Here is a 22,186-nt window from a genome sequence, read left to right as displayed (position 1 = left end):
TCACGGTCTGCGCTCTCGGGAGGATCTGCCATGACCGTCAGTCTGGAGCAGTTGCGCCGCTGCCATCTCGCCGTCGACCTGGGGGCCGCGCGGACCCGGGTGTACGTGAAGGGCGCGGGCCTCGTCGTCGACGAGCCGAGCGCCGCCGCCGTCAACACCCGCACCGGCGCCCTGATCGCGGTCGGTGAGCTCGCCGAGAAGATGACGGGCCGCACCCCCGACTACATCCGCGTCATGCGCCCCGTCTCCGGCGGCACTGTCATCGACATCGACATGGCCCAGCGCATGCTGCGCCACCTCATCGGCGAGAAGCTGCGCCGCGCGCTGCGCCGCAAGCCCCGGCTGCGCGCCGCCGCCTGCACCCCGCACGACGCCGACCCGCTCGCGCAGCGCGCCGCCGTCGAGACCCTGGTCGGGCTCGGGGCGCGCCGCGTCGAACTCGTCGACACCCTCATCGCCGCCGCCGTCGGCTGCGACCTGCCCGTGGAGCGCCCCGAAGGCACGATGATCATCGTGTGCGGCGCGGCCACGACACAGATCGCCGTCCTGTCGCTGGGCTCGATCGTGACCGCCCAGCGCATCCCGGTCGGCGGCGACGCCATCGACCACGCGGTGGTCCAGCACCTGCGCCAGCACCACGAACTGATGCTCCCGTCCCAGTCCGTACGTCCCCTGCAGATCGCCCTCAGCGGCAATGGCCTCACCCCGTACGGCCCGGAGTCGACGGAGATCCACGGCCGGGACGTGGCGACGGGCCTGGCCCGCTCGGTGGTGGTCGACACGGCGGCCGTGCGCCACGCGATCCACACCCCGCTGACCGCCGTCCTCGACGGCATCGGCAAGGTCCTGCGGGACTGCCCGCCCGACCTGGTGGCCGACCTCGCCGACCGCGGCATCATGATGGTCGGCGGCAGCGCGCTGCTGCCCGGTTTCGACCAGATGCTGCGCGACGCCACGGGCGTACCGGTCCATATCGCCGAACGCCCCGACATCTGCGCGGTACTCGGCCTCGGCGCGATGCTGGAGGGCAAGGTCCAGCCCCTCACCCTCACCCCGGTGGCCGGCTGATTCCGGCGACCCGGTTCGACGCGGCGCGGGGACGTCCTTCGATGTCGCGTGTCGCGGGTCCGAGCCCGCCCGCCTGCGCAACGAGCCCCGGGGCCGGTGCTCAGGCGGGCGGGCTCGGGCATTCCACGGATGCGTTGCGGCGCACGGCCATCGAGGCCGGCCGGGTGGCCACAGATCATCAAGGAGTCCGAGACCCACGCACAGGACCAGCGCCACCACACCCATCAGCAGGGTGCGCCGACCGGCGCCGATCAGCTCGGCGGCGAAGGCCGGCCCGGGCAGACGATCGGGAGCCTCCGGTCGCCGGCATGGGGCGGCTCATGTCCGCACGCGCGGAGCGTCATGACTGAGGAGGCTGTGGAGACTCGCTGGCCCTTGGCGCGTCCACGATGTTCACCGTGGACGCGTAGTGGTGGGCTCGCCCTCCCCGCCACTTCACCCATGCCTCGTCGTCGAGGAGAGCACTGTGAACCGTCACGCCGGCCTGGCAGAGGAGTTCGACGAGGTCGGCATCACTTCGGACGATCCCGGCGACGTGCCCCTGGATTGCTACCCGTCGGCCCCCGGTGGGGGCGGGCGGGTGCACGACTATCGGAGTGGAGTCCATACGGCGAACGGTGCTACGGGCCGGCCGATCCCGCGCGTGAGCTCCGGTGGGAACGTTGCGCTGTTCGCGTGACTGGACACATCAACAGTGACGCGAGGCCGCGCCGCGACCGGTGTCGGGGAACGGCCTGTCCGGGGCCTGGCGGACTGCGGCGGCGTCCGGCCGTCCCGGCCGCACGCCGCCAAGTACCTTGCGCACCACGCAGGTTCGCCTACGGATACGGCTCCCAGGACCGCCTCGTCACCGGGCGGCTCGCCAGGCCGCTCGCGCCGCTCGGTTCAGCCGGGCCGAGCCCCTGCGTGTGACGGATGCAAGGGCTCGCCGGGCACTTCCGCTCAGCCGATCGGCTGACGTCTTCGGGGCCCGGTCCGGCGATGGGCCCTCAGTAGCCGGCAGCGCGCGGGCCCCGCACCGCTCGCCGTTCGTGCCCGGACGCACCGTCATGAACGGCTGAATCGTCGCAGTGGCCCCGCCGGACCGGAAAGCTTCGAGCGAAGCGCTTGAGACGTTGCCGTGAGGCGGTTTTCCTCACGCCTTCCCGGGTCCTCACTTCGTGAGGAGTCGAACGGCAAGGCGGGCTGCCAATGCTGTTCGAGGCGCCCCGTCGAACTCTGCCCGCAGATATGTGGCTGAAGGTGATTCTGCGACACCAACTGATTCGCCACGAGATAAATGAGCGTGGCGACCGCATCCTGATCCACGACCACGGTACGACCGCTACCCACCGGCGCCTCGGGTGCCGACCTATTCGAGCATCTTCTCGGTGCGATCGGAACGGCCCGCTCTCGCTGCCCGACCTCGCCGGCCAGCGGAACGCCGGACGCGCTCACCCTTGAGGGAATGGGCCGAATTCCGAGGGAGTCTCTGCGTTCCTCGATGTAGTCGAACTGTTGGTAGAATCCGGGCAGTTGAGACGTAGTCTCCGCGGATCCCGCGGTGATCTGCTCTCTGCCGCGCAGGAGTTCGCGATGCATTTCCCCGTACGCGCTGCCCAGCTTGACGGAGTCCTCGCCGCGATCAGTCAGGCCGCTCGCGTAGGGGGCGGCAATGGCCAGCGCTGCCAGGCCCGACAGCCCGGAGATGAGAACCTGCGCCGTGAGCACGGAGGACTCGGCCACCACAGGCCAGGCCAGAAGGCCGGTGAGGAGGCTGACCCCTCCTGCGGCGACGCCGTAGAGGCGCTCCTTGCGTACCAGGCGGACTGCCTCGCGCGGCATCCTTCTTGCCCAGTACTCGGAGCTTTCGATGGTCTCTTCAAGTCTTTGCGAGATTGCAGCGGCGGCCGTTGTCTTCGTTTTCGTGAGCGATCTCTGCGGCATTTTCATGCATCCCTCAAGTCCGAAGGGGCGGATTCGACGTCACGGATCGACGGAGCAAGACAGTCCGCCGCCTGGTGAATGCCCAGCCCGTGCACGGCCGGCATCCCACCCATTGCGATTCTCGGCTGGTCGGCCATGACGCCGTTTCGTATACCCCCGTCCGTATACGGAATGTGCAGCATGACCGACGACAGCCGACGCGACTTGGAGGGCTCGATCGAGCCCGAGGAACCGGGCATACCTCGGCACGCCTTCGACGAAGCGCGACATGCCCATGGGTGCGCCCGAGATCACCGCGATGCAGGCACGGACCGTGAGGTGGTCCGTACGAGCATTCAGCCATCTCGGGCGCGGCGTGCCCGGCTGGGATAACCTTTCGTTGATCGCCCCGGCCCGATTCCGGCGGGCCGGGGCCTCAACTATTCCAGCGGCCGGTGTTACCAGCCGCCCTTGCCGCCGCCGCCGTAGCCGCCGCCGTAGCCACCACGGTGGTCGTCGACCACACGGAAGCTGCCTACAACGCCGTTCTTGACGAACACGCCGCCGCGGATGTGGCGGAGGGGCACGATGCTGTTGCTGGTGCTCCACGGTCCGACCGTGGCAATGGGAGACCCGTTGTCGCAGGTCGCGCCACGGAAGACCTCAACAGTCTTCCTGCTGTCGTTGCGGACGTTGAAGCTACGCGAGCCCAGACCGCTGACCACAGTGATGCAGCCATCCGACCAGGCCGAGTAGGACCGCTCGTTGAAGTGGATCCGTCCCTCGTGCTTGTAGCCGCCGTAGTTGTTGTCTTCCTTCTCCTTGCCCTGGCCGGAGTCGCCACCGAGGGGCGCCGCCGCGGGAGCAGCCGCCTGACGAACAGCCGGAGCAGCCGGGGCGGCCTCCGTGCCGGCAGCAGCGGCGTAGTTGATGCCGGTGGCGGCGAGGGCTGCAGCGCCGGCAATAGCGGCGGTGACAGCAATGGAGCGCTTGCTCATGTCAGTTTCTTCCTTCTCGGAGAGATCGGCCGGACAGCCGCTCTGTGAAAGAAGATACATAAATCGCCCCATTCATCACTTATAAGACGTGCTGAAAATGCGAGAAATAATCCGAGTGGCCGTATGCCGGCGGCGGCACCTGTCGACTGCGGCACTCACATCGACTCTCAATTGGCTTGATTTACAGGCGAGTTGACATCTCGTTAGCCCTATCAGGTGACTCGCTGACGACTGCTCAAGCCTCCGACGGCGTGTCGCGGATTTCCGCGTGGCGCGCAGTCGCTCGCGCCCCCTGCCGGTCGGGGCGAAGCTCGTCGACGCCACGCAGACCGCGCTTCAGGGCGGCTGCCTCGTGATCCCCAGGGTGCCCCGGGCGTTCCGGGCGCCTTCGGCGGCCCCGGCCGTCGCCACGCAGACCGGGCCGGTTCGCGACCCGACCGTCCGCGATCTCGACGTCGATGGTGTCCCTCTTCGCGGACGGGGAGAGCACCCTCTCGTCCGGCCGCCGTTCTTTCGGACACTCCCCTACCGCGCGCGACGCCCCGTCCAGGCAGGTGCAGCGCCTCGGCGGCGAATCCGTTGCGGGCCGAAGAAGTGGCAGGGGGCGCAGGGGCGGATCGATCAGATCAGCGAGCGCACACCTGCCCGGCCCCTGAGGCGCCGAGGGGCATCGTCATCGATGACCCGCTCGACCGGCTCGCGGCTCCCCCGAGCCAGGTGACGGAGGTTGCACCCAACGGCGCGGTCGCCAGCTCTTCGGGCCGGCAGCGGGCGGCCGACGGTCCACCTGACGGGTAATCACGTCCGCCGAACGACGGACGCTCCGGTGTGTCGCAGGTTAAAACGTTCCTGCATCGGAAACCCTTGGTGGGGCGGGTGGGACTCGAACCCACGGCCGACGGATTATGAGTCCGCTGCTCTAACCGGCTGAGCTACCGCCCCGTTACGGCGTGGCGCGTACATGTGTGCGCGCCGTCTGCCGCAGCATAGCCGCTCATACGATCTCCTGCTCCGGATGCTCGGCCTTGCTCGACGTAGAGGACCTCGCCGCGCCCGCAGACGGTTCCACCTGGTGGAGAAGACGACACGACAAGACCCCCGGGGGTTCCCCGGGGGTCTTGTCCGTCAGCTCTCCCGACTGGACTCGAACCAGTAACCTGCCGGTTAACAGCCGGCTGCTCTGCCAATTGAGCTACAGGAGATCGAGCTCCCCCGACTGGACTCGAACCAGTAACCTGCCGGTTAACAGCCGGCTGCTCTGCCAATTGAGCTACAGGGGAATGTCTCGTTGCATCGAACGCATCTACCTGGGCACTCGCCAGGGGGCGTGCGCTCGCTGCGACACATACATTAGCGCAAGCAGGGGGGTGCTCCGCCAATCGGTTCCCCCGGTGATCACAAGGGAAGGGTGACAGCCATGCGCTACCGGCTCACATTCGTCGCCGGTCTGGCCCTGGGTTACGTGCTCGGGACCCGGGCCGGACGCGAGCGGTACGAGCAGCTGAAGAAGTCCGCCCGCGGGTTCGCGCAGAACCCCGCCGTCCGGAACACGGCGGAGTCGGCGGCCCAGCAGACGCGTCACTTCGCGGGCAAGGCCATGCACTCGGTGAGCGTGAAGGTCGAGAGCCGGGTCCCCGACTCGGTGGCCGGCCGGGTGCGCTCGCTGCGGGAGCGCGGCCAGGGCGGCGACGGCTTCGAGGACGACTGGGGCACCAGCAATACCTGAGCCCCGCGGCCCCGCCGCTCAGCGGGTCTTCGGCCCCGGCCCCGGCCCGCGGGACGGGGCCGCCGCGGAGTGCGGCAGAATTCAGTCATGGGGATAGTCGCCGGGCTGGACAGTTCGCCCGATTTCACTCGGATCGTGGTCTGTGACGCGGACTCCGGTGCCGTGCTCAAGCAGGGCTATGCCCCGCACCCGCTCGAATCCGCCGAGGGCGGCGGCCGTCCCGCCGATGTCGATCCACAGGCGTGGCTCCTCTCACTCGGCGAGGCCGCGGGCGGCGGGCTGCTCGAAGGCGTGCAGGCCATCGGAGTTTCCACGCAGCAGAACGCGCTGGTGCCGCTGGACGCGCAGGGCAACACCGTGCGCCCCGCAATGCCAGGGGGCGACAAGCGGACGCAGGCCTCGGCCGCGGATCTCATCGACCGGCTCGGCGGGCGCGAGGCGTGGGCGCAGGCCGTCGGGTGTGTGCCGCAGGCCGCGCATCCGGTGACGAAGCTGCGGTGGCTGGCGAAGCACGAGCCGGAGGCCGCGCAGCGGGTCGCGCTCGTGCTCCAGGCCCACGACTGGCTGGTGTGGCAGCTCCTCGGCCGGCCCTCGCGGCGGACCACCGACCGGGGCGGCGCCTCGGGCACCGGCTACTGGTCGGCGGCGAGCGGCTCGTACCGGCCTGACCTGGTCGAGCTGGCACTCGGGCACCAGGCGATGCTGCCGGAGGTGCTCGGCCCCGGGGACGCGGCGGGCACCACTCCGGAGGGGCTGATCATCTCTGCCGGTACGGGCGAGACGATGGCCGCGGCGTTCGGGCTCGGGGTGCGGCAGGGCGACGCCGTGGTGTCACTCGGCGCCTCGGGGTCGGTCATGGCGGTGCACCACGAGGCACTCGTCGATCCGTCCGGGACGATCACCTCGCTCGCCGACGCGACCGGCATGCATCTGCCCGTCGTCCATACGCTCAATGCGGTGCGGACCCTGCGCGGTACGGCCGACATGCTCGGGCTCTCCGGGATCGAGGAGCTGTCCGACCTGGCGATGAAGTCGACCCCCGGTTCGCACGGGCTGGTCATGCTGCCGTATCTGGAGGGCGAGAAGACACCGAGTCTGCCGCACACCGCGGGCACCCTGAGCGGGCTGCGGCGGGAGTCGATGAAGCCGGAGCATCTCGCGCGGGCCGCGTTCGAGGGCATGCTGTGCGGGCTCGGGGACGCCATGGACGTACTGCGGGCGCGTGGGGTCGGGGTGCGGCGGGTGTTCCTGCTCGGAGCGGCGGCCGAGCTGCCGGCGGTGCAGGCGGCGGCGCCGATGCTGTTCGGGACGCAGGTCGTGGTGCCGCAGCCCGCGGACTACGCGGCGCTCGGTGCGGCGCGGCAGGCGGCGTGGGCGCTGAGCGGTCAGCTGCCGCAGTGGCAGGGCGCGGCCGCGCAGGTTCTGGAGCCGGGCGAGGAACTGCCCGTCGGGCAGGCGGTGCGCCAGCAGTTCACCGCCGTACGGGAGCAGACGCACCCCGGAGCCTTCGATTCCGTGGGGGCATGAGCGTTTCGTCCCGCTCCACGTGGGTTTCTTGGCGCGGACTTGGCTAAATCGGTTGAGGTAACGCGGGTGGAGTGTCGGACGATGGGGGTCGTGCATCACTGACCCCCGTCATGTCGGCCGACTTCGAGAGACCGAGCGTGCTCATACGACTCCTTCGGACGTACCTCAGTCCGTACAAGAAACCCATCGGCGTGCTGGTGCTGCTGCAGTTTCTGCAGACCTGCGCCTCGCTCTACCTGCCCACCCTCAACGCGGACATCATTGACAACGGTGTCGTGAAGGGGGACACGGGCTACATCCTGGCCTTCGGGGCCATCATGATCGCGATCACCGTGGTCCAGATGGTCTGCAACATCGGCGCCGTGTACTACGGCGCCCGCACCGCGTCCGCGCTCGGACGGGACGTCCGGGCCTCCGTGTTCGACCGCGTGCAGTCCTTCTCGGCACGCGAGATGGGCCAGTTCGGGGCGCCGTCCCTGATCACCCGCACGACGAACGACGTGCAGCAGGTCCAGATGCTCACGCTCATGACGTTCACGCTGATGGTGTCGGCGCCGATCATGTGCGTCGGCGGCATCGTCATGGCGCTGGGCCAGGACGTGCCCCTGTCCGGCGTGCTGCTCGCCGTGGTCCCGGTCCTCGGAATCAGCGTCAGCCTGATCGTGCGCCGCCTGCGCCCGCTGTTCCGCACCATGCAGGTGCGGCTCGACACGGTGAACCGGGTGCTGCGCGAGCAGATCACCGGTAACCGCGTCATCCGCGCCTTCGTACGCGACGACTACGAGAAGGAGCGCTTCCGCGAGGCCAACGCCGATCTGACCGCGGTCTCCCTCGGTACCGGCAAGCTCCTCGCGCTGATGTTCCCGATCGTCATGACCGTGGTGAACATTTCGTCGATCGCCGTCGTCTGGTTCGGCGCGCACCGCATCGACAGCGGCGGCATGCAGATCGGCGCGCTCACCGCGTTCCTCGCCTATCTGATGCAGATCGTGATGAGCGTCATGATGGCCACCTTCATGTTCATGATGGTGCCGCGCGCCGAGGTCTGTGCCGAGCGCATCCAGGAGATCCTCTCCACCGAGTCCAGCGTCGTGCCGCCGTCCGCGCCGGTGCGGGAGCTGCGCCGCCACGGTCATCTGGAGATCCGGGACGCGGGCTTCCGCTACCCGGGTGCCGAGGAGCCCGTGCTCAAGGCCATCCAGGTCACCGCGCGCCCCGGTGAGACGACCGCCGTCATCGGCTCGACCGGCAGCGGCAAGTCCACCCTCCTCGGCCTGGTGCCGCGGCTGTTCGACGCGACCGACGGCGAGGTCCTGGTGGACGGCGTCGACGTGCGCACCATCGAGCCGGCGCTCCTCGCCAGGACCGTCGGGCTCGTGCCGCAGAAGCCGTACCTCTTCGCGGGGACCGTCGCGACGAATCTGCGGTACGGCAATCCGGACGCGAGTGACGAGGACCTGTGGCACGCCCTGGAGGTGGCGCAGGCCAAGGACTTCGTGAAGAAGCTGGAGAACGGGCTCGACTCCCCGATCGCGCAGGGCGGCACCAATGTGTCCGGCGGTCAGCGCCAGCGGCTCGCGATCGCGCGGACGCTGGTACAGCGGCCCGAGATCTATCTCTTCGACGACTCGTTCTCCGCGCTCGACTACGCGACGGACGCCGCGCTGCGGGCCGCGCTGGGGCACGAGACCGCCGAGGCGACCGTGGTGATCGTGGCCCAGCGGGTCTCCACCATCCGCGACGCGGACCGCATCGTGGTCCTCGACGAGGGCCATGTCGTGGGCACCGGCACCCATCACGAGCTGATGGCCGGCAATGAGACGTACCGGGAGATCGTTCTCTCCCAGCTGACGGAAGCGGAGGCGGCCTGATGGCGGGGCCAGGCGGGCGGATGATGGGCGGGGGCGGCCCCGACCAGCGTTCGATGGACTTCAAGGGCTCGGGCAAGCGGCTCATCAGGCAGTTCAGGCCCGAGAAGACGACGATGCTCGCGATGGTCGCGTGCGTCGTCCTGAGTGTGGGCCTGTCGGTGCTGGGCCCGAAGATCCTGGGCCGGGCGACCGACCTGGTCTTCGCGGGCATCATCGGGCGTGAGATGCCGTCCGGGAGCAGCAAGGCGCAGGTCATCGCGGGGATGCGGGCCAAGGGTGACTCCGGGGTCGCCGACATGCTCTCCGGGATCGACTTCACGCCCGGCCAGGGCATCGACTTCGACGCCGTGGGCTCCGTGCTGGGACTCGCCCTCTGTACGTTCCTGGGGGCCGGTCTCCTGATGGCCGTGGCGACGCGGCTGTCGAACCGGGCGCTCAACAAGACCGTCTTCCGGATGCGCGAGGACATCCAGGCGAAGCTGTCGCGCCTTCCGCTGTCGTACTTCGACAAGCGGCAGCGCGGTGAGGTCCTCAGCCGCGCCACGAACGACATCGACAACATCGGGCAGACGCTCCAGCAGACGATGGGCCAGCTCATCAACTCGCTGCTCACCATCATCGGCGTGCTGGTGATGATGTTCTGGATCTCGCCGCTGCTCGCGCTGGTGGCGCTGGTGACGGTGCCGCTGTCGTTCCTGATCGCGACGCGGGTCGGCAAGCGGTCGCAGCCGCAGTTCGTGCAGCAGTGGAAGACCACCGGCAAGCTGAACGCGCACATCGAGGAGATGTACACCGGCCACACCCTGGTGAAGGTGTTCGGGCGTCAGGAGGAGTCGGCGAAGGCGTTCGCCGAGCAGAACGACGCGCTCTACGAGGCCGGGTTCAAGGCGCAGTTCAACAGCGGGATGATGCAGCCGCTGATGTTCTTCGTGTCGAACCTGAACTATGTGCTCGTCGCCGTGGTGGGTGGCCTGCGGGTCGCCTCGGGTTCACTGTCGATCGGTGACGTCCAGGCGTTCATCCAGTACTCGCGGCAGTTCTCCATGCCGCTGACGCAGGTCGCCTCGATGGCGAACCTGGTGCAGTCGGGCGTCGCGTCGGCCGAGCGGATCTTCGAACTGCTCGACGCGGACGAGCAGGAGGCCGACCCGGTGCCGAGCGAGAAGCCCGATCTGCTGCGCGGGCTCGTCGAGTTCGAGAACGTGTCGTTCCGCTACGAGCAGGACAAGCCGCTCATCGAGGACCTGTCGCTCGCCGTGGAGCCGGGTCACACCGTCGCCATCGTGGGCCCGACGGGCGCCGGCAAGACGACGCTGGTCAACCTGCTGCTCCGCTTCTACGAGGTGACCGGCGGGCGCATCACCCTCGACGGGGTCGACGTGGCGAAGATGTCGCGCGACGAACTCCGTTCCGGGATCGGCATGGTGCTCCAGGACACGTGGCTGTTCGGCGGCACGATCGCGGACAACATCGCGTACGGCGCCACCAAGGACGTCACGCGGGAGCAGATAGAGGAGGCGGCACGGGCCGCCCACGCGGACCGGTTCATCCGGACGCTGCCCGAGGGCTACGACACCGTGATCGACGATGAGGGGGCGGGCGTCAGCGCCGGTGAGAAGCAGCTCATCACCATCGCGCGCGCGTTCCTTTCGGACCCGGTGATACTCGTCCTCGACGAGGCGACGAGCTCGGTCGACACCCGTACCGAGGTGCTCATCCAGACGGCGATGGCGCGGCTCGCGCACGGGCGGACCAGCTTTGTCATCGCCCACCGGCTGTCCACGATCCGCGATGCCGACACCATCCTGGTGATGGAGAACGGGGACATCGTGGAGCAGGGCACGCACGAGGCGCTGCGCGCTGCCGGTGGGGCGTATGAGCGGCTGTACAACGCGCAGTTCGCGCAGGCCGTTGCCGAGGTGGACTAGGCGCGTCATGGGGCGGCGGGGTTCTGCGTGCGGGTCGTTCGTGGCTTGTTTGCGCAGTTCCCCGCGCCCCTGATGGTTCTCTGTGCGGGTCGTGGGGGTTGAGCGCGCCCACGCGGCGGAGCCGCACATGTCACAGCCCCGCGCCACCATCAGTCCAGATAGCCACGCAGTTGGTCGGCGAACGCGTGGTCGCGCAGCTTGTTGAGGGTCTTGGACTCGATCTGGCGGATGCGTTCGCGGGTCACCCCGAAGATGCGGCCGATCTCCTCCAGCGTGCGAGGGCGGCCGTCCGCCAGGCCGTAGCGGAGCTGGACCACCTTGCGTTCGCGTTCGCCGAGGGTCGAGAGGACCGCCTCCAGGTGTTGGCGCAGGAGGAGGAACGCGGCCGATTCGACGGGGGACGTCGCGTCGCCGTCCTCGATCAGGTCGCCCAGCGCGACATCGTCCTCCTCGCCCACCGGCGCGTGCAGCGACACCGGTTCCTGGGCCAGGCGCAGGACTTCGCTGACCCGCTCGGGCGCGAGTTCGAGGTGGGCGGCGACCTCTTCCGGGGTGGGTTCGTAGCCGCGTTCCTGGAGCATGCGGCGCTGGACGCGGACGACCCGGTTGATCAGCTCGACGACGTGCACCGGGACGCGGATCGTGCGGGCCTGGTCGGCGAGGGCCCGCGACATGGCCTGCCGGATCCACCAGGTCGCGTACGTCGAGAACTTGTAGCCGCGGGCGTAGTCGAACTTCTCGACCGCCCTGATCAGGCCGAGGTTTCCCTCCTGGACCAGGTCCAGCATGGTCAGGCCGCGGCCCACGTAGCGCTTGGCGACCGAGACGACCAGGCGGAGGTTGGCCTCGATGAGGCGGCGCTTCGCCATCCGGCCCATGACGACGAGTTTGTCGAGGTCGATGGCGAGCTGGGAGTCGGGGTCGGGGGTGCCCGTCAGCTTCTCCTCGGCGAAGAGTCCGGCCTCGACCTTGCGGGCCAGGTCGACCTCCTCCGCGGCCGTGAGCAGCGGGATCCGTCCGATCTCGCGCAGGTACTGGCGGAACAGGTCCGAGGACGGGCCGCCGGTGTCGGTGCGGCTGCGGGAGGCAGGGGGCTCGGGAGTCTCGGCTTCCACGGTGTCGAGGAGGAGGGCGACGGGCGGGCGGGGCCCGGCCTCCCGCGGCTCCGTCTCCGACTCGGGCCCTGGCTCTGGCTCCGGTTCCGGCAGTTCGGCGGCGCCGGACGTCAGAGGGGCGTCGGCGGGATCGTCGGGCGGGTCGGAGTCCGGGTGGTTCTCCGGCCCCCTCTGCTGGGGGACGGCCGGGAGTGCCTCTCCGTCCGTGTCCGGCGCGGGGGCGCCCTGTGCGCTCTGACGCGCGGCACCGGTCTGGCTGAGGGTCTGGGTCTGCACGGGGGCGACCTCCAAGGTGATCGCTGCTGAGGCGTGCGGCAGGGGTACACCGGGATCGGCGACGGCGGCCACACCGCTGTCCGTCCCGTACGCGATAGGCGGAACCGCGGGGGTGTCGGACCCGTTGTCGGGGTTCCGGCCGCGCTCCGAGGACTCAGGCACCGGACCCAGTGTGCTGTACGACACAACGCTGCCACGAGGGGCGTGCGGTGACTTTTTGAGTCCGGTGCGTGACCGCCCGGTTACCGTGCACGACGCCTGCCCCTGCCGGGCGGACCGAAACCGGCCGGGCGGACCCTCGTCACGGGCCCGCGGGGCGCAGCGGTCAGAGCGCCTGCGCGCCGAGGTCCTGCAGTGCCCTGTCGTAGCGCTGGAGGACCATCAGCTCCTCCTGGACGGCGGACAGGCGCGCCGGGTCGCCGTGCGTGCCCAGGCGGGTCAGGGAGCCCTGTACGTCGCGGATGCGCCGGTCGACGGCGCGGCGGCGCACGGCGACGAGCTGCTGGCCCGCGTACACCTCGTCGACGGATCTGCGCAGGATCGCCTCGACGGCGAGCTCGGTGACCATGGCGCGCACCGCGTCGTCGGGCGCCACCTCCCGGACGCGTACGAGATACGCCTGCGGGTCCTGCGTGCCGAGGTCGGCGCCGCCCGCCTCGATGATCGCCTCGCGCACCGCGGCGTACGGGGCGGCGGTGAACTCGTCCACGCCGTACGCGTCGAAGGCCGGGGAGACCAACTCGGGCCGCTGGAGGGCCAGTTTGAGCAGCTCGCGCTCGGTGGCGTACACGGGGTTGCGCAGGGTGAGGGCGGGGCCGGCGGCGGAGGCGCGCGTCGCCGCGGCCTCGTAGGACTGCTGCGGGCGGGCCGGGGCGGGGCCGCGGCCACCGCGGTCGCGGGCCCAGCGGGCGAGCTGCGAGACGCGCTTGACGACGAACTGCGTGTCGAGGATGCCGAGCATGCCGGCGAGCTGGACGGCTACCTCGTGCTGCGCGCCGCTGTTCTTGATGCGGGCGACGACGGGGGCGGCCTCGTCCAGCGCGGAGGCGCGGCCGGCGGGGGTCTCCAGGTCGTACCGGGAGACGATGTGGCGCAGGGCGAACTCGAAGAGCGGGGTGCGGGGTTCGACGAGGTCGGCGACCGCCTCGTCGCCCTTGGCCAGGCGCAGGTCGCAGGGGTCCATGCCGTCGGGGGCCACGGCGATGTACGTCTCGGCGGCGAACTTCTGGTCGTCCTCGAAGGCGCGCAGGGCGGCCTTCTGGCCCGCCGAGTCGCCGTCGAAGGTGAAGATCACACGGGCGCTCCCGTTGTCCATGAGGAGGCGGCGCAGGATCTTGATGTGGTCGCCGCCGAAGGCCGTGCCGCAGGTCGCGATGGCGGTGGTGATGCCGGCGAGATGGCAGGCCATCACGTCCGTGTACCCCTCGACGACGACCGCGCGGCTCGACTTGGCGATGTCCTTCTTCGCGAGGTCGATGCCGTAGAGCACCTGGGACTTCTTGTAGATCGGCGTCTCGGGCGTGTTCAGGTACTTCGGACCGTTGTCGTCGTCGCGCAGGCGGCGGGCGCCGAAGCCGACGACCTCGCCGCCGATGTCGCGGATGGGCCACATCAGGCGGCCGCGGAAGCGGTCGATGGGGCCGCGGCGGCCCTCCTGCGCGATCCCGGAGGTGATGAGCTCCTTGTCGGTGAACCCCTTGCCGCGCAGGAAGCGCGTGAGGTGGTCCCAGCCGGCCGGGCTGTAGCCGACGCCGAAGTGCGCGGCGGCGGCCTGGTCGAAGCCGCGCTCGGCGAGGAACTTACGGCCGATCTCCGCCTCGGCGCTCTCCAGCTGGTCCATGTAGAACTGGGCGGCCGCCTTGTGCGCCTCGACCAGGCGGATGCGCTCACCGCGCTGGTGCGACGGGTTGTAGCCGCCCTCCTCGTACCGCAAGGTGATGCCCGCCTGGCCGGCGAGGCGCTCCACGGCCTCGGAGAAGGAGAGGTGGTCGACCTTCATCACGAACGTGATGGTGTCGCCGCCCTCCTGGCAGCCGAAGCAGTGGAAGAAGCCCTTGCTCGGGCTGACCTGGAAGGACGGCGACTTCTCGTCGTGGAAGGGGCACAGGCCCTTGAGGTTCCCGCCGCCCGCGTTGCGCAGTTGCAGGTACTCGGACACCACGGCGTCGATCGGGACCGCGTCCCGGACCGCCTTCACGTCCTCGTCATTGATCCTGCCTGCCACGCAAGAATTCTACGGTGACCCGCCGACACTCACGTCACCCGTCCTCCCCCTCAAGCAGCGCCGTGAGCGCGACGGACGGATCCGACAGGCGTTCGGCCCCGGGCCTGACACCGGAGCGGATGAGGGCCTGGATGGTCTCCGTGACGTCCCACACGTTCACGTTCATCCCGGCGAGCACCCGCCCGTCCTTGAGCCAGAACGCGATGAACTGCCGCTTGCCTGCGTCCCCGCGGATGACCACCTGGTCGTACGAGCCCGGGGGCGCCCAGCCCGAGTACTCGAGGCCGACGTCGTACTGGTCGGAGAAGAAGTACGGCACGCGGTCGTACGTCACCTCCTGGCCCAGCATGGCGCGCGCGGCGGCCGGGCCGCCGTTGAGCGCGTTGGCCCAGTGCTCGACGCGCAGCCGGGTCCCGAACAGGGGGTGCTGCACGGCCGCCACGTCACCGGCCGCGTAGATGTCCGGGTCGGAGGTGCGCAGCGAGGCGTCGACGGCGATGCCGCCGCCGTGCGAACGGTCGGCGAGTTCGATCCCGGCGGACTCGGCGAGCGAGACGCGCGGGGCGGCGCCGATCGCGGCCAGCACGTCATGGGCCAGGTGCTCCTCGCCGTCGTCGGTGAGGGCGGCGAGGACCATGCCGTCCTGGCCGGTGATGCCGGTGAGGCGGGTCCCGAAGTGGAAGCGGACGCCGTGCTCGGCGTGCAGGTCGGCGAAGATCTGGCCGATTTCGGGGCCGAGGACCGCGTGCAGCGGGGTTGCCTCGGGCTCGACGACGGTGACCTCGGCGCCGTACTCGCGGGCCGCCGCGGCGACCTCCAGGCCGATCCAGCCCGCGCCCGCGATCACGATGTGGCCGTTGTCCCGGCCGAGAGAGGCGAGGACGCCCTTCAGGCGCTCCGCGTGGGCGAGGCGGCGCAGGTGGTGCACGCCGGCCAGCTCGGTGCCCGGGATGTCCATGCGGCGCGGCTCGGCGCCGGTGACCAGGAGCAGCTTGTCGTAGTGGACGACCGTGCCGTCGCCGAGCCGGACGTTCTTCACGGCCGGGTCGACCGCTACGACGGTCTGGCCGAGGTGCAGCTCGATGTCGTTCTGCGCGTACCAGGCCGGTTCGTGGACGAAGACGCTGTCCCGTTCCTCCTTGCCCTGGAGATAGCCCTTGGACAGGGGTGGGCGTTCGTACGGATGATCCCTCTCGTCCCCGATGAGGATCACTCTGCCGTTGAAGCCCTCGGAGCGCAGCGTCTCGGCCGCTTTCGCTCCGGCGAGCCCGCCTCCGACAATGACGAACGTTTGATCCGCGTCGACCACGTGATGCCTCCTCTTTGCCATGGCGCCATATGCGAGCGTCCCGCACGGAGCGTGATGCGGGAAGGGGGCATGGTCCGAACAGGGCATCTTTTCGTCACGCCCAGTGGTCGATGGCCGGTTTCGCGACGAGGGCGACGACCGTGCACAGGAGCGCGATCCGCACGAACCCCGCTCCGCGGCGCAGCGCGGTGCGGGCCCCGTCGTTCTTCTGCGTCGTGTCACCGGTGGCGCTGACCGACCCGCTGCTCGACCCCGTCCTCGTGCATCCTCCGGGATCCGCGCCGGGGTGGCCGACCCCCCAGGCGCTCGCCCTCGAAGCCCTCGAAGCCCTCGAACATCCGCGTACGACCGTGCAGTTGGCCCGGCTGCTGCGGCCGACCGCGTCCACCGCGAGCCGGCGCGCCACGGTCCTGCGGGAGGCGGGTCCCGTCGGTTCGCTGCGGCGCGGCAACACCGGCCTGCACCGCCGCACCCCGCTGGGCGACGCCCTCATGGACGGGGCCCTGTCAGCCGCGCGTGCAGCTCGCGGGCCGAGGCGTCGGTGAGGGAGGAGATCTGGTCGACGATCACGCGCTTGCGGGAGCGGTCGTCGCCCGCCGTGTCGAACAGGGCACGGAACTGCGGGTCGAGGCCGTCGGGGGCGCGCAGGGTGAGCGCCTCGGCGAGTTCCGCCACGACGATGCGCTGGTCGGCGCGGAGCCGCTCCTGCTGCGGGCGCTGCATCACGTACCGGTCGGCGACCGCCTTGAGGACCGCGCACTCGTACCGTGCCTCGCGCGGCACCACCAGCTCGGCCTCGTAGCGCGTGAGGCGGCCCGAGCCGTACCGGGTACGCGTGGCGCCCTCCGCCGCGAGGCAGAAGCGGCCGATGAGCTGGCTCGTCGCATCCTTGAGGCGGGCCTGCGCGACCGCCGTGCCGTCGTAGCCGTGCGGCCACCACTCCTGGTCGAGGAGCCGGTCGAGCGCCGCCGCGAGCTCTTCGGGGTCCGTGTCCGCCGGCACGTAACGGCCGATCGCGACCGCGTAGATGTCACGGCGCTCCGGTTCGGCGTGCAGCATGTTCGGGTCCAGGTGGCCGGCGTGCAGGCCGTCCTCCAGGTCGTGCACCGAGTACGCGACGTCGTCCGACCAGTCCATGACCTGCGCCTCGAAGCAGGTGCGTCGCTCGGGTGACTCCTTGCGGATCCAGTCGAAGACCGGGCGGTCGTCCTCGTACACGCCGAACTTGGGCGAGGCCGGGTCGGTGGGGTGGCCGCCGCGGGGCCACGGGTACTTCGTCGCGGCGTCCAGCGCGGCACGCGTGAGGTTCAGGCCTACGCTGACCAGCTCGTCCGTGTCGGCGCTCTGGACGAAGCGCTTGGGTTCGATACGGGTCAGCAGGCGCAGCGACTGCGCGTTCCCCTCGAAGCCGCCGCAGTCCTGCGCCACCTCGTTCAGCGCCTGTTCGCCGTTGTGGCCGAAGGGCGGGTGGCCCATGTCGTGCGAGAGGCAGGCCGTCTCCACGAGGTCCGGGTCGCAGCCGAGCGCCGCGCCGAGCTCCCGGCCCACCTGCGCGCATTCCAGGGAGTGCGTCAGACGGGTGCGGGGGCTGGCGTCCCAGGCTCGGATGGGGGTCCCCCCTGCTCGAGCGGAGTCGAGAGCCTGGGGGATCGTGCCGGGGGTGACTACCTGGGTCTTGCCCGCGAGGCGGCGCAGCGCCGAGGAGTGCAGGACGCGGGCGCGGTCGCGCTGGAAGGCGGTGCGGCCGGGGCGTTTGTCCGGCTCGGGGGCCCAGCGCTCCGCCGCCGCTGCGTCGTAGCCGGACTGGTCGATGGGGTGCGATGGGGCGGTAGGGATGGCTGGGACCGATTTCGCTGCGGGTGTCTCGTGCGTGCCTTCCATGGACTGACAGTAAAGGCACGCGGTGACAAACGGTCAGGCCGACGTGAGCTGCCGCTGTACGGGAGCGGGTCGCGCCGGGGACGCGAGCGTCGTGTCGTAGCGGTGGAGCAGGAGGCGCGCCATCGCCGTGTGCGCGCCGAGCGGGGCGGCGGCTATCCAGGGGGCGGCCTGCGCGCACTGCGTGGCGAAGCGGCCCGGCGCCGTGAAGTACGCGGCGACGGCGGCTCGGTGCCTGCCTCTCGCGGCCAGCGCCCGCAGCGCGGCCGGGACGGTGGGCGCGGCGGCACTCGCGTAGGCGGGCACCACCGGGACACCGAGCCGGTTCGCCAGGAGCGCGGCCGTACGGGCCGTGTCGACGGCCGAGTCGGGGTCGCGGGAGCCGGCCGCCGCGAGGACTACGCCGCTGGTCCTGCGCGTACGGGCGTCGGGGCGCGGGTCCCAGCCTGCCTCTACCAGGCGGGCGTACAGCGTTTCCACGAGGAGCGGGTGGGGGCCCAGTGGCGGGGCGACGCGGGCCGTCAGGTGCGGGGCCGTGGCCAGGGCTCCCGGGATGTCCTGCTTTACGTGGTAGCCGCGGGACAGGAGCAGCGGGGTCAGGACGGCGCGGCCGGGGGCGAGGCCCGCGAGGGTGTCGGTCAGGAGCGGTTCGTTCAGCTCGATGTGGCCGAGGTGGACGGGGAGTCCCGGGCGTTCCTCGCGCACCTTGTCCAGCAGGGCGTGGACCGTGGCGAGCGCCCTCGGGTCGCGGCTGCCGTGCGCCACGACCACCAGGGCCGGCGGGGTGGGCGGGGCCTGCGGGAGCGTGCGGCGGCTGCCGTCGAGCCTGACATGGCTCAGCTGGGTGCCGAGCTGACTGGTGATCCTGGTCATGAGTTGCGCCGTACTGTCGAGGTGGGCCGTGCCGGTGGGCTCGTCGCGCTGATGTTTCGACGCCGTCATGAACCGATCCTGTCCGCGGGAGGTTGCGGCGTCGTTGCGGGGCGGTGACGGGTCGCTTCCCCTGGGCTCACCGGGTGTTCGGACGGATGTGAGGTGGTCGGGTCCTCGCTTGCCGCGTGAACCGGCCGGCGGAAACGTGCGTCCAGTCGTGCGACGACGTTTCGGAGGGGTGGGGGTGGGGGTCAGTGGTGCGGATCCGGTTGCCGCGTACGCGACGGGGGTGGCGGCTGTTCGTACAGGGCGCAGTGGCCGTGTGTGTGCTGGCGCTGTTGCCGGCTACGTGGATGTTTGTGGTGACCGGGGACCGGCTGCGTACGGTTGACGATGCGCCGCGCACGGATGTCGCTGTGGTGTTCGGGGCCGGGCTCTGGGAGGGCGAGCCTTCGCCGTATCTCGCTCACCGGCTCGACGCCGCGGCCCGGCTCTACCGTGACGGGCGGATCCGGGTCCTTCTGGTGACCGGCGACAACAGCCGCGAGGACTACGACGAGCCCGACGCCATGCGCGCCTATCTGACCCGGCACGGGGTGCCGGACAAGGCCGTTGTCAGCGACTACGCCGGGTTCGACACGTGGGACTCGTGCGTGCGGGCCAAGAAGATCTTCGGGGTCGACCGGGCCGTGCTGATCAGCCAGGGGTTCCACATTCGGCGCGCGGTCGCCCTGTGCGAGGCGGCGGGCGTCTCGTCGTACGGCGTCGGCGTCGACGACCGGCACGACGTGACCTGGTATTACGGCGGGGCCCGTGAGGTGCTCGCTGCGGGGAAGGCCGTCATCGACTCCGTGTTCCGGCCCGATCCCCGGTTTCTCGGCCAACGGGAGCCTGGGGTTCGGGAGGCTCTTGAGGTGGGGCTTCGCTGATGCTCCTCGTGTGCGGCTTCGCTCAATCGCCTGTTGTTCGGCTTCGCTCAATCGCCTCGTGTGACGGTCGGCTTCGCTGATGCTCCTCGTGTGCGGCTTCGCTCAATCGCCTGTTGTTCGGCTTCGCTCAATCGCCTCGTGTGACGTTCGGCTTCGCTGATGCTCCTCGTGTGCGGCTTCGCTCAGTCGCCTCGTGTGACGTGGGGCGGGGCCGCGGGGGTGTGTCCGTCCTCGCCATCGTGGCGCCTCCGCCCTGTGTCCCTTCACCGGCGCCTGCACCTCCGTGCTCCGGGCGGACACACCCCCACGTCCCCTCGCGACGGTTTCACGGCTGATCCGCCGTTGTTCTCACCGTCCCGCCGGTGCCGCTAAGAGGGCGTCGTGCCTTGCGTGTAATCGGGCGTGGGCTGTCGCGTAACAGCGTGCGCGCAGTGTGGGCCTCATGCTCACTGTCACGCCCACCCACTGCCCCTACTGCTCCCTTCAGTGCGGGATGAATCTCGTCCCGACTGCCTCTGGTGTTGTCGAGGTCGCGGAGCGTGCCGGGTTTCCCGTCAATCGTGGCGCCCTGTGCGGGAAGGGGCGTACGGCCGCTGCCGTGCTCGAGCCGGGGGTGCGGTTGAGTGGGCCGCTTGTTCGCAAAGGGGGCGCGCTCGAGGCCGCTTCTTGGGGTGAGGCGCTTGACCGTGTCGCCGAGGGGCTCTCCCGTACGCGTTCTGCTCATGGCCCGGACGCGTGCGGGGTCTTCGGCGGGGGCGGGCTCACCAACGAGAAGGCGTACGGGCTCGGGAAGTTCGCCCGGGTCGTGCTCGGGACCTCGCAGATCGACTACAACGGGCGGTTCTGCATGTCGTCCGCCGCGGCGGGGCAGCTCGCCGCGTTCGGGCTCGACCGCGGGCTGCCGTTCCCCCTTGAGGACATTCCGCGTACGGGATGTGTGGTCCTGGTCGGGTCGAACATGGCCGAGACCATGCCCCCTGCTGTGCGCTATCTGAACGAACTGCGGGAGAACGGCGGCACGTTGGTCGTCATCGACCCCCGCCGCACGCGCACCGCCGAGCTCGCCGACCTCCATCTCGCGCCCCGGCCCGGGACCGATCTCGCCCTGGCCCTCGGCATGCTGCATCTCGTGGTGACCGAGGGACGGGTCGACGAGGAGTTCGTGCGCGCGCGGACCCGCGGCTGGGAGGACGCGCGGGCCGCCGTGATGGCGCACTGGCCCGAGTACGTGGAGCGCGTGACCGGCGTTCCGGTGCCTCAACTGCGCGAGGCCGTGCGGATGTTCTGCGAGCCCGAGGCCGCGATGGTGCTCACCGCGCGTGGGCCCGAGCAGCAGTCCAAGGGCACCGACACCGTGGGCGCCTGGATCAACCTGTGCCTCGCAACCGGGCGCGCCGGGCGGCCCCTTTCCGGGTACGGGTGCCTGACCGGGCAGGGCAACGGGCAGGGCGGGCGCGAGCACGGGCAGAAGGCCGACCAGCTGCCCGGGTACCGGAAGCTGACCGACCCTGCGGCGCGTGCACACGTGGCCGGCGTGTGGGGCGTTGACCCCGACTCCCTTCCCGGGCCCGGCCGTTCCGCGTACGAACTGCTCGACGCGCTGGGGCGTGACGTACGGGCTCTGCTGGTCATGGGGTCGAATCCGGTGGTGTCGGCTCCTCGCGCCGCCCACGTGGAGGGCAGGCTGCGGTCGCTCGACTTTCTGGCCGTGGCCGATGTGGTGCTTTCCGAGACCGCCGCTCTTGCCGATGTGGTGCTTCCCGTTACCCAGTGGGCCGAGGAGACGGGGACCGTGACCAGTCTGGAGGGGCGTGTGCTGCTGCGGCGTCGGGCGATCTCGCCTCCGGACGGGGTGCGGAGCGATCTGGAGGTGCTGCGTGAGCTGGCCGGGCGGCTGGGGGTGGAGAAGGGGTTCCCGGCCGATCCTGAGGAGGTTTTCGAGGAGTTGCGGCTGGCTTCGGAAGGGGGGCCTGCCGACTATGCGGGGATCTCTTATCGGCGGCTCGTCGAGGAGGACGGGGTGTTCTGGCCCTGTCCTGAAGAGGAACATCCCGGGACGCCCCGGCTCTTTCTGGAACGGTTCGCCACCGACGACGGGCGGGCCCGGTTCGTCGCCGTCTCGCACCGGGCCGCCGCCGAGGAGCCGGACGCCGAGTTCCCGGTCCATCTGACGACCGGGCGCGTCGTGTCGCAGTACCAGTCGGGTGCGCAGACCCGGCGCGTGGCCGAGCTCAACGCCGCCGCGCCCGGCCCCTTCGTGGAGCTGCATCCGCGGCTCGCCGCCCTGATCGGGGTGGCGGAGGGCGAGCCGGTCGCCGTCGTCTCCCGGCGCGGGCGGGCCGAGGCGCCCGCCCGGATCACGGCGGGCATCCGGCCCGACACAGTGTTCATGCCGTTTCACTGGCCGGGCGCCGGGCGCGCCAATAACCTGACCAACCCCGCTCTCGATCCGACGTCCCGGATGCCGGAGTTCAAGGTGTGCGCGGTACGGGTCGAGGCGGCCGGTATCGACTCCGGCTCCGGTGACCGCTCGGACGGTGTCGTTCACGTTTGAAACAT

General features: G+C 70.4%; 15 protein-coding genes and 3 tRNA genes. 8 read left to right on the top strand and 10 right to left on the bottom strand.

Translation table 11 applies throughout. The features are described 5' to 3' along the window. Window positions 1-30 precede the first annotated feature (30 nt). Window positions 31-1,068, top strand: a complete 1,038-nt coding sequence (locus tag CG723_RS04280; protein WP_100591879.1) for a rod shape-determining protein — start codon at window positions 31-33, stop codon at window positions 1,066-1,068. 1,047 nt (window positions 1,069-2,115) lie between these two features. Here the strand turns inward: CG723_RS04280 and CG723_RS04270 are convergent. From CG723_RS04270 to CG723_RS04245, 5 genes are all read right to left on the bottom strand, one after another. Then, window positions 2,116-3,000, bottom strand: a complete 885-nt coding sequence (locus tag CG723_RS04270; protein WP_159032384.1) for a hypothetical protein — start codon at window positions 2,998-3,000, stop codon at window positions 2,116-2,118. Between the two features lie 431 nt (window positions 3,001-3,431). Next, window positions 3,432-3,971, bottom strand: a complete 540-nt coding sequence (locus tag CG723_RS04260; protein WP_100591875.1) for a hypothetical protein — start codon at window positions 3,969-3,971, stop codon at window positions 3,432-3,434. Between the two features lie 865 nt (window positions 3,972-4,836). Continuing rightward, window positions 4,837-4,913, bottom strand: a tRNA-Ile gene (locus CG723_RS04255). A gap of 187 nt (window positions 4,914-5,100) precedes the next feature. Further along, window positions 5,101-5,173: transfer RNA gene (locus CG723_RS04250), tRNA-Asn, on the bottom strand. 5 nt (window positions 5,174-5,178) lie between these two features. Then, window positions 5,179-5,251: transfer RNA gene (locus tag CG723_RS04245), tRNA-Asn, on the bottom strand. A 137-nt stretch (window positions 5,252-5,388) separates the two neighbouring features. On the opposite strand from CG723_RS04245, the gene CG723_RS04240 reads away from it, so the two are divergent. From CG723_RS04240 to CG723_RS04225, 4 genes are all read left to right on the top strand, one after another. Further along, window positions 5,389-5,697: a YtxH domain-containing protein gene (locus tag CG723_RS04240; protein WP_100591874.1), complete on the top strand. Its 309-nt coding sequence runs from the start codon at window positions 5,389-5,391 to the stop codon at window positions 5,695-5,697. Between the two features lie 87 nt (window positions 5,698-5,784). After that, a complete protein-coding gene (locus CG723_RS04235) occupies window positions 5,785-7,224 on the top strand; it encodes a xylulokinase (RefSeq protein WP_100591873.1) in 1,440 nt (479 codons plus the stop codon). Window positions 7,225-7,361: 137 nt separating this feature from the next. Next, window positions 7,362-9,095: an ABC transporter ATP-binding protein gene (locus CG723_RS04230; protein ID WP_100592547.1), complete on the top strand. Its 1,734-nt coding sequence runs from the start codon at window positions 7,362-7,364 to the stop codon at window positions 9,093-9,095. Beyond that, complete coding sequence (locus CG723_RS04225; protein ID WP_100591872.1) at window positions 9,095-11,023, top strand: ABC transporter ATP-binding protein; 1,929 nt, start codon at window positions 9,095-9,097, stop codon at window positions 11,021-11,023. The genes CG723_RS04230 and CG723_RS04225 overlap by 1 nt, the downstream gene beginning before the upstream one ends. Window positions 11,024-11,172: 149 nt before the next feature. Here the strand turns inward: CG723_RS04225 and CG723_RS04220 are convergent, their stop codons facing one another. The 3 genes from CG723_RS04220 to CG723_RS04210 form a co-directional block, all read right to left on the bottom strand. Continuing rightward, window positions 11,173-12,576 (bottom strand): RNA polymerase sigma factor, encoded by a 1,404-nt coding sequence (locus CG723_RS04220; protein ID WP_100592546.1) that lies wholly within the window; start codon window positions 12,574-12,576, stop codon window positions 11,173-11,175. Window positions 12,577-12,739: 163 nt separating this feature from the next. Next, on the bottom strand, window positions 12,740-14,638 hold the full coding sequence (dnaG, locus tag CG723_RS04215; protein WP_100591871.1) for a DNA primase: 1,899 nt from the start codon (window positions 14,636-14,638) through the stop codon (window positions 12,740-12,742). 34 nt (window positions 14,639-14,672) lie between these two features. Next, the gene (locus CG723_RS04210; RefSeq protein WP_100591870.1) at window positions 14,673-15,947 is read right to left on the bottom strand and encodes an NAD(P)/FAD-dependent oxidoreductase; all 1,275 of its coding nucleotides are present in this window, start codon (window positions 15,945-15,947) and stop codon (window positions 14,673-14,675) included. Between the two features lie 140 nt (window positions 15,948-16,087). On the opposite strand from CG723_RS04210, the gene CG723_RS04205 reads away from it, so the two are divergent. Next, entirely contained in the window at window positions 16,088-16,492 is a 405-nt protein-coding gene (locus CG723_RS04205; protein WP_159032383.1) for a hypothetical protein, read from the top strand. Here the strand turns inward: CG723_RS04205 and CG723_RS04200 are convergent. Next, complete coding sequence (locus tag CG723_RS04200) at window positions 16,437-17,828, bottom strand: deoxyguanosinetriphosphate triphosphohydrolase (RefSeq protein WP_100591868.1); 1,392 nt, start codon at window positions 17,826-17,828, stop codon at window positions 16,437-16,439. The two genes, CG723_RS04205 and CG723_RS04200, sit on opposite strands and share 56 nt — an antisense overlap. Before the next feature lie 33 nt (window positions 17,829-17,861). Then, the gene (locus CG723_RS04195; protein WP_100591867.1) at window positions 17,862-18,767 is read right to left on the bottom strand and encodes a sirohydrochlorin chelatase; all 906 of its coding nucleotides are present in this window, start codon (window positions 18,765-18,767) and stop codon (window positions 17,862-17,864) included. A gap of 284 nt (window positions 18,768-19,051) precedes the next feature. Between CG723_RS04195 and CG723_RS04190 the strand changes: the two genes are divergently transcribed. Then, complete coding sequence (locus CG723_RS04190; RefSeq protein WP_234374140.1) at window positions 19,052-19,627, top strand: SanA/YdcF family protein; 576 nt, start codon at window positions 19,052-19,054, stop codon at window positions 19,625-19,627. A 442-nt stretch (window positions 19,628-20,069) separates the two neighbouring features. Then, window positions 20,070-22,181 carry a molybdopterin oxidoreductase family protein gene (locus tag CG723_RS04185; RefSeq protein WP_100591866.1) on the top strand — a complete coding sequence of 704 codons (2,112 nt, stop codon included), beginning with the start codon at window positions 20,070-20,072 and terminating at the stop codon, window positions 22,179-22,181. Window positions 22,182-22,186: the final 5 nt, after the last annotated feature.

The sequence above is a fragment of the Streptomyces sp. CB01635 genome (genome assembly GCF_002803065.1).
Taxonomy (GTDB): domain Bacteria; phylum Actinomycetota; class Actinomycetes; order Streptomycetales; family Streptomycetaceae; genus Streptomyces.
Note: the sequence above shows the minus strand (reverse complement) of the source record. Positions and strands in the feature narration are given on the sequence as shown.

Coding starts and splice junctions, on each gene's coding strand:
- CG723_RS04190 (WP_234374140.1), top strand. CDS start 19,052: ATGTTTGTGGTGACCGGGGACCGGCTGCGTACGGTTGACGATGCGCCG.
- CG723_RS04280 (WP_100591879.1), top strand. CDS start 31: ATGACCGTCAGTCTGGAGCAGTTGCGCCGCTGCCATCTCGCCGTCGAC.
- CG723_RS04270 (WP_159032384.1), bottom strand. CDS start 3,000: ATGAAAATGCCGCAGAGATCGCTCACGAAAACGAAGACAACGGCCGCC.
- CG723_RS04235 (WP_100591873.1), top strand. CDS start 5,785: ATGGGGATAGTCGCCGGGCTGGACAGTTCGCCCGATTTCACTCGGATC.
- CG723_RS04195 (WP_100591867.1), bottom strand. CDS start 18,767: ATGACGGCGTCGAAACATCAGCGCGACGAGCCCACCGGCACGGCCCAC.
- CG723_RS04260 (WP_100591875.1), bottom strand. CDS start 3,971: ATGAGCAAGCGCTCCATTGCTGTCACCGCCGCTATTGCCGGCGCTGCA.
- CG723_RS04240 (WP_100591874.1), top strand. CDS start 5,389: ATGCGCTACCGGCTCACATTCGTCGCCGGTCTGGCCCTGGGTTACGTG.
- CG723_RS04200 (WP_100591868.1), bottom strand. CDS start 17,828: ATGGAAGGCACGCACGAGACACCCGCAGCGAAATCGGTCCCAGCCATC.
- CG723_RS04225 (WP_100591872.1), top strand. CDS start 9,095: ATGGCGGGGCCAGGCGGGCGGATGATGGGCGGGGGCGGCCCCGACCAG.
- CG723_RS04185 (WP_100591866.1), top strand. CDS start 20,070: ATGCTCACTGTCACGCCCACCCACTGCCCCTACTGCTCCCTTCAGTGC.